This window comes from Phytopseudomonas flavescens (genome assembly GCF_900100535.1).
Lineage (GTDB): Bacteria > Pseudomonadota > Gammaproteobacteria > Pseudomonadales > Pseudomonadaceae > Aquipseudomonas > Aquipseudomonas flavescens.
This window is the reverse complement of the sequence record NZ_FNDG01000034.1, coordinates 35,696-44,547: the sequence shown is the minus strand read 5'-3', so window position 1 is coordinate 44,547 and position 8,852 is coordinate 35,696. Positions and strand designations below refer to the sequence as shown.

Below are 8,852 nucleotides of genomic sequence, written 5' to 3'. Positions count from 1 at the left end.
CACCCAAACAATTTGGCTGTTAGACGGTTGAAGTCGACAGTAAAGCCGAAAATTTGCAAGAACACGCAATACCAACGGATATCACATACCCAATTCGGGGAAGCGACCTAAACATCGACTCCCCAACCGGATTGCTTGACGACCATAGAGCGTTGGAACCACCTGATCCCATCCCGAACTCAGCAGTGAAACGACGCATCGCCGATGGTAGTGTGGGGTCTCCCCATGTGAGAGTAGGTCATCGTCAAGCTTCTACCAGAAACCCCAGATCTCGACAGAGGTCTGGGGTTTCGTCTTTTCGGCGTGGGAAAACCGGCAGCAGGTCGAACATGTGCTGCACAGGCTGCCGGCCACACGTAGGGGCTGGGCTGCGGTCAAGCGCATCGCCGGCAAGCCAGGTTCCTACAACAACAGGAGCGTCCTGCGCGGTGATGGAGCCTTCCCTCCAGGCTATGGGGCGGAGCGTGCGAGAGCTCGTGGTGGAAGGGTGAGGCGTCTTCCACCCTACGGGCCCTGATGGCTCTGTAGCCTGGGGGCGCCGAAGGCGTAACAGGGACACGGCAGCTTAAACGTCTGCCGCATGGGCTGAGCAACCCATGGCTCGGATGGCTTTGGTGTTGCAGGAGAGGCGGGAGTGTCAATCGCCGCGGTATTCGTAGCCGCTGCAGTGGATTTCCGTCTAACTTGGATGTCTTGCTACCAAGGATTAGCTAATGAAACGCATAGAAGATTTGGTTGAAATTAATGACCCGGGCATTCTCCACATACGAAAGATGCTGGAGCAGGCCGACCGCCCCTACGACTTGCTTCCCCCTTCACCTCAAAACACCAGCGTTCTCCTACAGCTACAGGTAACGACCAGGTCGACTTTGGGAGCTGTAGCATTTGAGACTGGCGGGATACTGATTGATCATGGCTGGCTTCGTATTCTTGGTTCAGGTCATCAAAAACTTACAAGAACTCTAGCGAAATGGAGCGAGGGGCGAGCACAAGGGCATCTGCTCGTGGCAGATGACGCGGCAGGTGGATGTTTTTCCATCAATGGCGGCGGCTTGGGTGATGATGTGGGAGCGATGTACTACTGGGCGCCCGACAGTTTGCTTTGGGAGCCATTGGACATCGGTTACACCGCCTTCCTGGAATGGGCTGTGAGCAATCGTACGGCGACTTTCTATGATGGCCTGCGGTGGGAGTCCTGGCGCGACGACATACAGCGTGTGAGCGGTGATCAATGCATGTCGTTCTACCCATTCCTATGGACGCAAGAGGGCTCAGTGGCAACAAGCGCGCGCAGGGTTGTCAGCATGGCTGAACAGTATGAGTTGAACTGCACATTAGCCGGCCAGTTGCAGGCCCCGTGATCACGCCTAATTAAAGTCATGCGGGCCGGCTCCAGCGAGTCAGAGTACGCTGCAGACATTCAAACGTCACAATGTGTAATGACCGGACGCTGCCGCAAGCGTAACCTGGGGCAGCTCGCTATATCGTTCAAAGGCCTGACCGTCCACGTACTATGAAATGTAGGCCAAGGCTGAGCGAAGGGATGCACGGGAAAGGAAATAATCGGCATAACTGTGCGCCGCTATCGGGGTCTCGTTTAGAATGCTGCGATCCTTTCGAGAATTCCATCCATGCCCGAGTCGGTCGAACGGCAGTCGCTCGCTGAATCATCCTTGACGCAACTGGTTGCATGCCATGAGTGCGACCTGCTCATGCGCAAACCGCACATCAGTGATGGCGAGAGTGTCGAATGTCCGCGCTGCGGCTACGAGCTGTATAACCACCGCCACCAAGTGGTACGCCGTAGCTTGGCGCTGGTGCTGGCTGCGCTTCTGCTGTATATCCCCGCGAATTTCCTGCCCATCATGCACCTGACCCTGTTGGGGCAGACCGCCAACGATACGGTGTGGAGCGGTGTGCTGGGTCTGTATGGCAGCGGTATGCAGAGCATCGCCGTGGTGGTGTTCCTGTGCAGCATGGCGGTGCCGTTGCTCAAGCTGCTCTGTCAGCTCCTGGTGCTCTTGAGCATCAGCCTGAAGGTCGGTCGTGGCTACGGGTTACTGCTGTACCGTATTTATCACCACATGCGCGAATGGGGCATGCTCGAGGTCTATCTGATGGGTATTCTGGTTTCCATCGTCAAACTGGCCGATATCGCAGCCTTGTCTCTGGGCTTCGGGTTGTTCTGTTTCATTGCGCTGCTGTTGGTGCAGGTCTGGTTGGAGGTGACCATGTCGCCTCATCAGATCTGGGAAGCCCTGGCAGGGGAGGATGTCAGTGCGCGCCATTGATGCCGGTCTGCTGATTTGCCACGAATGCCATCAACTCAATCGCCACCAGCCTGAGTTGCAGCGGCAGTTCTGTTCGCGTTGCGGGGGGCGGGTACATCCGCGCCAGCCGAACAGCCTGGTCCGCACCTGGGCGTTGTTGCTGACGGCAGCCATTCTCTATATCCCCGCGAACGTGCTGCCGATCATGACGATCAATTCCCTCGGCCAGGGCCAGCCGGACACCATCATGTCGGGCGTCATCACCCTGGTCGGTCATGGCATGTTGCCGATTGCAGCGGTGGTATTCATCGCCAGCATCGTGGTCCCGACACTCAAGCTGGTCGGGATCGGCCTGCTGCTCTATTCCGTGCAGCGCCACCAGCCGATGTCGGCTCGCCAACGGATCATGATGTACCGCTTCATTGAATGGATCGGGCGCTGGTCGATGCTGGACATCTTCGTCATTGCCATCTTGGTGGCGGTGGTCAGGTTCGGCAGTCTGGCGAGTGTCGAGCCTGGGATGGGAGCGGTGGCTTTCGCCGCAGTGGTGATTCTGACCATGCTGGCAGCGCTGACCTTCGACCCTCGATTGATTTGGGATAACACGGAATCGGATGACGACCATGAATGATCTGCCCACGGCCAGGACACGTCCGGCCTCCAACTGGTCAGCGATATGGGTGCTGCCGCTGATCGCGTTGCTGATCGGCGGCTGGCTTGGCTGGCGTGCCTACAATGATGCCGGGATCCAGATCCAGGTGGTATTCGCCAGTGGTGAAGGCATCGAGGCGGGCAAGACCGAGGTCATGTACAAGGGCATGTCGATCGGCAAGGTATCGAGCCTGACCCTGGACAAGAGCGAGAAGCAGCAGGGCGTGATCGCTACGCTGGAAATGAGCAAGGACGTCGAGTACCAGTTGCGTTCCGGTACGCGCTTCTGGCTGGTCAAGCCGAGCGTGAGCATGGCGGGTATCACCGGTCTGGAGACACTGGTCTCGGGCAACTATATCGCTGTCAGCCCGGGTAACGGTGAGCCGACCTATGATTTCCAGGCGTTGCCTCAGGCGCCACCCCTGTCGGATGAACAGCCTGGCCTGCACCTGACCCTAAAGGCCGAGCGGCTTGGTTCGCTGAACCGTGACAGCCCGGTGTTCTACAAGCAGATCCAGGTAGGGCGCGTGAAAAGCTACGAGCTGGCCGATGACCAGAGTTCGGTGGACGTGAAAGTATTCATCGAGCCAGCCTATGCCGACCTCGTGCGCAAACATACGCGTTTCTGGAATGCCAGTGGCATCAGCGTCGATGCCAACTTCTCCGGTGTGAAGTTCCGCAGCGAATCCCTGGCCAGTATCGTCGCTGGAGGAATCGCCTTCGCGACTCCGGAGCATCGCAAGGACAGTCCTCCGACCGACCCGAGCAAGCCCTTTCGTCTCTACGAAGACTTCGATGCCGCGCAGGCGGGCATCAAGGCGGTGGTCAAACTGACCGACTTCGAGGGGCTGCAGGCCGGTCGTACACCGGTCATGTACAAGGGCATCCAGGCGGGCACCTTGAAAAGCCTGAAGGTCGACCCGGATCTGAAAAGTGCTACGGCGGAGCTGGCCATGGATCCGCTGGCCGAAGATTACCTGGTCGAGGGCAGCCAGTTCTGGGTGGTCAAGCCTTCGATTTCCCTGGCGGGCATCACCGGCCTGGAGGCCTTGGTCAAAGGCAACTACATCGCCATCAGTCCCGGCGAGCTGGGAGGCACACCGCGCCGTGACTTCGTCGCCCGGACCAAGGCGCCGCCACTGGATCTGGGCGCCGAAGGCCTGCACCTGGTGCTGTTTAGCGACACGTTGGGTTCGGTGGATGTGGGCAGTCCCATCCTCTACCGACAGATGAAAGTGGGTACGGTGCAGAGCTTCCAGCTGGCGAGAGACAACAAGCAGGTGGTGCTCGGCGTGCACATCGAGCCGGAATACGCCAGGCTGGTGAACCGTACCACGCGCTTCTGGAACGTCAGCGGTATCACGCTCAAGGGTGGCCTGTCCGGCATCGAAGTGAAGAGCGAGTCGCTGCAGAGCCTGATGGCAGGCGGTATTTCATTCGAAACCGATGACTTGAACGCGCCGGCCGATGCCAAACGTGTGCAACGTTTCAACCTGTATGCCGACCGCGATACCGCGATGCAGCACGGTGACGCCCTGAGCATCCGCGTGGCGCGTGGCGATGGCCTGTCTCCCGGGACCGAGATTCGCTTCAAGGGATTGCAGATCGGCACCATCGAGCGCGTCGAACTGACTGATGATCTGCAGGCGGTGATGCTGCACGGCCGGATAAATACGGCGGCCAAGCAGGTGCTGCGACCCGGTTCGCGGTTCTGGGTGGTCAAGCCGCAACTGAGTCTGGCAGGCGCTGCCAATCTCGATACCCTGGTCGGTGGCCAGTACATCGAAGTATCGCCCTCAGGCCGCAGCGATGGTCGCCAAAGCGAGTTCGTCGCGCTGGAGCAGCCGCCCGAGCAGGTGCTGGACGAGCCTGGATTGCGGTTGGTGCTCAGTGCCGCGCGGCGTGGTTCTTTGAAGGCCGGTGCGCCGGTCACCTACCGGGAAATCCAGGTCGGCAAGGTAACGGGTTACGAGCTGGGCGCCACGGCGGATCGGGTACTGATTCAGGTGCTTATCGAGCCGCGTTATGCGGGACTGGTGAAAACCGGTAGCCGGTTCTGGAACAGCTCGGGTTTTGGCATCGATGTCGGTTTGTTCAAGGGCATGACGGTGCGTACCGAATCCCTGGAAACCCTGGTTGCGGGCGGCGTTGCCTTCGCCACGCCGGAAGGGGATCACAACGTGGCCAGGGCTGGGCAGACCTTCGCGCTGTTCGATGAGTCGCAACCGGAATGGCTGGAGTGGGCGCCAAAGATCAGCCTACCCAAATGAGGTGAGCGAAAACCAAAAGGCCCGCATGAAAACGCGGGCCTTTTGCATCGTGCGGCGGTATCAGGCCAACTCGGACGTGTCCTGTTGCTGGCTGGCCGGTGCTTCGCTGGGTTCGCGGCGCCTGATGTACTTCCAGTCCGCTTCGTCGATATAGATGCCGTTCGGCCCGCTGCCGCCTTCCAGGTCGATGGCGACGGTGGCCGAGACCTGCGGTTTCACCGAGGCCAGGATCGGCACGAAGCCCAACTGCAGGCTGGTCTCGATCAGCGCCTGCTGGTTGCGCTCGTCGATGTCGGCTGCCTCATCCAGGTAGTACGGCAGGCGTACGCGACCGGCCTGCTCACGGTCCATCAGGTGCAGCAGCAGGTACATGTTGGTCAGCGCCTTGATGGTCATCGTGGTGCCGTTGCTCGCTGCGCCATCGATGTCGGTGTGGATCACCGGCTGGCCGTGCACCTTGGTGATTTCGAAGGCCAGTTCGAAGAGGTCCTTGAGGCCCAGCTGGTTGCCGTTGGCGGCCACCAGACGCGCCAGGTACTCCTTGGCCTCTTCGTTCTTGGCATCCTGTTCGCTGGATTGGCCGAGGTCGAATACCGACAGGGTTTCGCCTTCCTCGTACTGGCCGGCGCTGTGGATGATCTGATCGATGTGACGCAGGGCATCCTTGTTCGGCGCGAGGACGATGCGAAAGCTCTGCAGGTTGGACACCTGACGCTTGTTGATCTCGCGGTTGAACAGCGCCAACTGGTGCTCGAGGTTATCGTAGTCGCTGCGGATGTTGCGCAGGGTCCGGGCGATGTCGGTCACCGCGGCCCGGCGCGCCTTGGCCAGGGTCAGGGCTTCGTCCTGGCGGTGGGCGTAGGCGTTTACCAGCAGCTTCAGGCGGCGCTCCATGTCGTCTTCGCTGTCGAACTTGGCGACCCCCTTGAGGCGCACCTGGGCGTACAGCGCCTCGATCTGCCCGTCGATGCGTTGCAGACCCTGCCAGGTGTCCTGGTAGTCGCCCAGCAGCGGCAGCAGGTTGTCCAGTGAGTCGTCGACCGGCTCCATGTAGGGCGTGCCGAAGGGCAGGTCGGCGGGCAGCAATTGGCGACGGCGCAGGGCATCTTCCAGCGTGCGCTCCTTGGCCTCCAGGTCGGCGATCTGCCGGCCGACCAGTTGCAGCTTGGCGGAGAGCTGCTGGACGCGCTCGGTGAACGCATCGCTGGCACGCTTGAGTTCGTCCTGAGCGCCTTCCAGCTGGGCGAGTTTTTCCAGCTTGCCGTCTTCCTCGGCGGCCAGGGTCTGGCTGCGCCGGAAGTCTTCCAGCGCCTTCTGGGCATCGAGTACCGCCTGATACAGCTGCTCGGCCTGGGCCTTGCTGGCGGCGCGGTCGGCGGCCACCGACTGCTGGGTCTTGAGTTGCTTGTATTCGCGGTCGAGGCGATCCTTCTGGTCACGCAGTGCGGCGCGGTCGGCCAGGGCTTGCAGGGCCGGTGGCTCGATGTGCGAGAGGTCGATGTCCAGGCCGGGCACCTGGAAGCGCTCGCCCTTGAAACCATCGAGAATCGCTTCCAGGGATTTGACCCACACCTCGCCGTCGTCGAGCTGAATGCCTTTCTCGCCCAGCGGCAGGCTGAACAACTGGCCATTGAACAGGCGCATCAGGCGATCGACGTCGGCCTGGGAGAACTCTTCGCGCAGGCGTGAGTAGCTGTTGTTGTCGGCGTGGTCGAGCTGCTGCCTGACCGACTTGAGGCGTTTTTCCAGATCGCGCAGGCGTTCGTCCAGATCTTCGCTGGAGAACTGTCGGGATTGTGCCAGGGCGCCGGCCAGTTCATCGTGGGCATCCTTGGCGGCCAGCAACTGGGCTTCCAGTACCTTGACGTCGTCGACCAGGGCGAAGCGGTTCTTCAGCACCGCCAGCTCGCCGAGCCAGCGCTGGATCTCGCTGATCTCGCGCTCCATGCGCATCAGCTCCTGGGTGCCGCCGCGTTGATCGTTCTGCAGGCCGTCCTGCTCGCCCTTGTAGTGCTCAGCCTGGATCACCAGCTCTTCCTTGCGGGCGTCGGCATAGTCGTGCCAGGTGCCGAGCAGCGAGTCGAGCAACGGTGACAGGCGATGCAGCTTGCCGCGCAGGTGTTCGCGCTGGCTCACGCCGGAGGCCAGCGCCTCGATGAGCGGGCCGGCGGTGACCAGCGCCTGGTAGTCCTGCTCCATGCGGCGCACGTCGCGGAACGCTTCTTCGGTGGCAGCGATGTAATCGACGCTGCCGGAGCGCAGGCTGTGCTCGAAGGCATCGAGGAACAGTTGCTTGAGTTTCGCCGCGGTGATCTCGCGCATGTGCAGCAGGTTGATGAACAGCGCGCGGAAGGTCTTCAGGCTCTGCTCGCTGGTCGAGCGCAGCGGAATCAGGGTCAGGTCCAGAGGAATGCTGGTGTGGCCGCCGACCAGCAGGCGCCGCAGTTCGTCGGGTTTCAGTTCATGGGCGGTGATCCCGGCCTGGCCGAGGTTCTTGAACAGCTCGCGCTGACGCAGGCAGGTGCCGCCCTGCTGGTAGTGATCCAGATCCAGTTCGCCCGCGTAGGCGAAGAACTGATGGCCGAAGCCGCCGCCAGGGCCACGGCCGGCCACGCCGATCACGTGCGGGCCATGGGGCAGGGCGACTTCGACGAGGATGTAGCTGGTGTCGGTGGCGAAGTAGAACTTGCGCGACTGCTCCAGGCTGTACTTGCCAAAGCTCATGTCCGACATGCGCGCCAGGATCGGGAACTGCAGGGCGTTGATCGACGCCGATTTGCCGAGGTTGTTGGCGCCATACACCGACAGCGGGTTTTCCAGGGGAAACAGGCCGAGGCTGTAGCCGGCGGTGTTGAGCAGCGCGAAGCGGCGGATGCCATAGCGTTCCTGGGTCATGCGTCTTGCTCCTGTGCCGCGCGCTCTTCGGCCAGGGCGCGGGCCATGGCTTGTTCCTCGGACTCTTCGACGGCATCGTCGAGGGTGATGATCGGGTCACCACTGTCATCGTCGATCAGTACCGGTGCCGGCAGCGACAGTTCGGTGCTGTGCAGGCTGGCTGCCAGGTCACGGTCGTGCTGCACCGCCAGGCAGACATCGAGGAAGCGATGCATCGGTGGCAGGAAGCGGTATACGCCGTTGCTGTCTTCGGCGAAACCGAGCTGGGTCAGGCGGCGGATGACCTTGTCTTCGAGTTCTTCGTGAGTGGTCACTTCGGCCTGCAGGAACAGGTCGCGGTACTTGTCGAGCAACGCCGGTAACTCGTCACGACCGATGCTGCCGCCGTCGAGCACCGACAGCGGGTCACGACCCTGGTCGGCCAGGTGCTCGACCAGGATGAAGGTGAACAGTGCCAGGCGCTGGGCGGTCTTGTTCACCTGCGGCGCGGCCTGCTCCGGCACGAAGTAATAGAAGCCGCGCGGGTCGCACACCAGCTCGAAGCCCAGGGCGCGGAACAGCGCGCGATACTGGTCCTGCATGCTGGACAGCTGGGCGTAGCACTCCGGCTCGCTACGCGAGATGTGGTAGCCCTTGAACAGGTCGCGGAACGCGGCTGCGAGCTGGGTCATTTCTTTCAAATCAATGTTCATGCGTCATGCTCACGGGCAGTCGTAGGGTGGACGGCGCTTTATCCGTCCACCGCGTGGCAATCAATAAGGTGGAC

Annotated in this window: 6 protein-coding genes and 1 rRNA gene; 5 read left to right on the top strand and 2 right to left on the bottom strand. The window is 61.3% G+C overall.

Features of this window, described 5'->3' with window-relative positions:
* Nucleotides 1-134 precede the first annotated feature (134 nt).
* The 5 genes from rrf (at nt 135) to BLR94_RS26345 (ending at nt 5,191) form a co-directional block, all read left to right on the top strand.
* Nucleotides 135-250: ribosomal RNA gene (rrf, locus tag BLR94_RS26365) — 5S ribosomal RNA — on the top strand.
* Nucleotides 251-713: 463 nt separating this feature from the next.
* Nucleotides 714-1,361 (top strand): DUF2625 domain-containing protein, encoded by a 648-nt coding sequence (locus BLR94_RS26360; protein ID WP_084308875.1) that lies wholly within the window; start codon nt 714-716, stop codon nt 1,359-1,361.
* A gap of 270 nt (nt 1,362-1,631) precedes the next feature.
* On the top strand, nt 1,632-2,291 hold the full coding sequence (locus tag BLR94_RS26355) for a paraquat-inducible protein A (protein ID WP_084308874.1): 660 nt from the start codon (nt 1,632-1,634) through the stop codon (nt 2,289-2,291).
* Nucleotides 2,278-2,901, top strand: a complete 624-nt coding sequence (locus BLR94_RS26350) for a paraquat-inducible protein A (RefSeq protein ID WP_084308873.1) — start codon at nt 2,278-2,280, stop codon at nt 2,899-2,901. The genes BLR94_RS26355 and BLR94_RS26350 overlap by 14 nt, the downstream gene beginning before the upstream one ends.
* Nucleotides 2,894-5,191, top strand: a complete 2,298-nt coding sequence (locus BLR94_RS26345) for a PqiB family protein (RefSeq protein ID WP_084308872.1) — start codon at nt 2,894-2,896, stop codon at nt 5,189-5,191. The genes BLR94_RS26350 and BLR94_RS26345 overlap by 8 nt, the downstream gene beginning before the upstream one ends.
* 60 nt (nt 5,192-5,251) lie before the next feature.
* Here BLR94_RS26345 and mksF read toward each other — a convergent pair whose 3' ends face one another.
* Together mksF and mksE are read right to left on the bottom strand one after the other, a co-directional pair.
* Nucleotides 5,252-8,086: an Mks condensin complex protein MksF gene (gene mksF / locus BLR94_RS26340; protein ID WP_084308871.1), complete on the bottom strand. Its 2,835-nt coding sequence runs from the start codon at nt 8,084-8,086 to the stop codon at nt 5,252-5,254.
* The gene (gene mksE / locus BLR94_RS26335; RefSeq protein ID WP_084308870.1) at nt 8,083-8,778 is read right to left on the bottom strand and encodes an Mks condensin complex protein MksE; all 696 of its coding nucleotides are present in this window, start codon (nt 8,776-8,778) and stop codon (nt 8,083-8,085) included. The genes mksF and mksE overlap by 4 nt, the downstream gene beginning before the upstream one ends.
* Between the last annotated feature and the right edge of the window lie 74 nt (nt 8,779-8,852).